Source organism: Xanthomonas sp. A1809 (assembly GCF_017746015.1).
In the GTDB taxonomy this organism is placed as follows: Bacteria; Pseudomonadota; Gammaproteobacteria; order Xanthomonadales; family Xanthomonadaceae; genus Xanthomonas; species Xanthomonas euvesicatoria.
The window spans coordinates 1-1,478 of sequence record NZ_JAGHWZ010000069.1 but is presented as its reverse complement, the minus strand read 5'-3'; the positions used below and the strand labels follow the sequence as shown (position 1 = coordinate 1,478).

The window sequence follows — 1,478 nt, the reverse complement described above, 5'->3', positions numbered from 1 at the left end:
CCGCACCGCCGATGGCAGCGGCGTTCTTCCAGGGCACGCTAGGCCAATTCACGGCCTACTCGGCGCTGGGGCAGTTGGACCGGGCCAATCAGGAGCCGGGGGCTGGTAGGCCTTATCAACCGGCAGAGCCTCAACGTGAAAATAGTCAAGTTAACGATAGGGTGCAACATACAGCGCAAGTTAATACTAGAGCAGGTGGTGAATTAAATGCTCCTGTGGCTAATGCTGGCTCACGTGGTGCTGCTAATAATAATCAGGGCTCCTAACTGATCCTTTGGAGGATTAATGCGCTATTTTATTTTTGTTTTTTTGTTTCTTGCGAACAATGCCTATGCACAAACGGCTTGCCCCAACGGTGTGGCTCCTGGAAGCCCACAATGTGGGCCAGATTCTGGTACATCGAGAGGTGAAATTCCGCCTCCCCCTCCTCAGCCTACGGGGGAGTGGATAAAGACTTGGGGGGCAATTGTCAACTCAAAAGAAACGTCTCAGGCATGGGCTTCATTGGAGCAAACGTCAAAAGAGTCTGCAGAAGAAGATGCTATAGATCAATGTAAATCTGCAGGCTTTAAGGGCTGCTACGTTACCTTCACTTATTTTAACCAGTGTGTTGCAATGGCATCCTCTGCATCTGGTACTTCAGAGAGCGGCGTTTCTTCAGCTGCTAATATTTCGATTGCATCGCGTAATGCACTTAACACGTGCCGAGAAAACGGTGGTACCGGTTGTTCGGTGATATATAAAGATTGCACGAAGCCGCTTTTCAAAAAATACTAATTTTAATTGACATTAAAAATTCAATTTTAATTGGAAATTAAATTTCCATCATTTTTGATTTTTCTATTTTGGATTTATATGGCTAGGCTCTCAAGGCATATTAGTTTTACTGGAGTAGTGGTTGCGCTATTAACTCTTAGCTCTTGCAGCCAAGAAAACGCACCGCAAAGCCATTCGGCTGTCAGTGATGCAGTAATTGCTGGTCAAGATTTGAGTAAAACCCAGGTTTTAACTGAAGTTTCTAGCGAAGAAAAAAAACCATCAGTGGAATCTGTTGAGATTTCTAAACTGTCGACCGAATTTAAAGAGGGCATGTCCTACGGCGATCTCCGAAAAAAAGTTATCGGCGGTAACTGGAAACCAGTTGTAAGTGCTGAATGCAAAAAAAACGTGGTTGGCGATGACTTCGAAGGTGTGTGCTCCAAGGATCCAAAGCGATGTGCTATTTGCGATGAGTTGCCAGAGTTGAATATCTGTAGCGGCGACGGGCATTGTATAACGGAGTTTTCCAGCGTCGACGGTCGTCAAGTGTTGAAGGTTTCCACGTACGGCGAAATTCAAGACGGACTAGTAGAGGGTGATAAATCGAGGCTTTTCGTTTCTTGGTGGGATGTGTCGACTAAAGCTGACTGATTGGATTGTCGTTAATTTCGCAGGAGGTGCTAGATATGAGTAGTCCCTTTGTCGACTCCCCGTAAACT

General features: G+C 45.9%; 2 protein-coding genes and 1 pseudogene. All 3 read left to right on the top strand.

Annotation, left to right across the window (positions count from 1 at the left end; genetic code table 11):
* A pseudogene (locus tag J7396_RS22465) lies at window positions 1–266 on the top strand (hypothetical protein); the annotation flags it as partial.
* Window positions 267–285: 19 nt separating this feature from the next.
* Window positions 286–777, top strand: coding sequence for a DUF4189 domain-containing protein (locus J7396_RS22460; RefSeq protein ID WP_078560436.1), 492 nt, complete (start codon window positions 286–288; stop codon window positions 775–777).
* A gap of 30 nt (window positions 778–807) precedes the next feature.
* On the top strand, window positions 808–1,410 hold the full coding sequence (locus J7396_RS22455) for a hypothetical protein (RefSeq protein WP_209262193.1): 603 nt from the start codon (window positions 808–810) through the stop codon (window positions 1,408–1,410).
* The last annotated feature ends 68 nt before the right edge of the window (window positions 1,411–1,478 follow it).

Bases quoted from the DNA above. Each gene is read 5' to 3' on its own strand.
- J7396_RS22460 (WP_078560436.1), top strand. From the start codon at position 286: ATGCGCTATTTTATTTTTGTTTTTTTGTTTCTTGCGAACAATGCCTAT.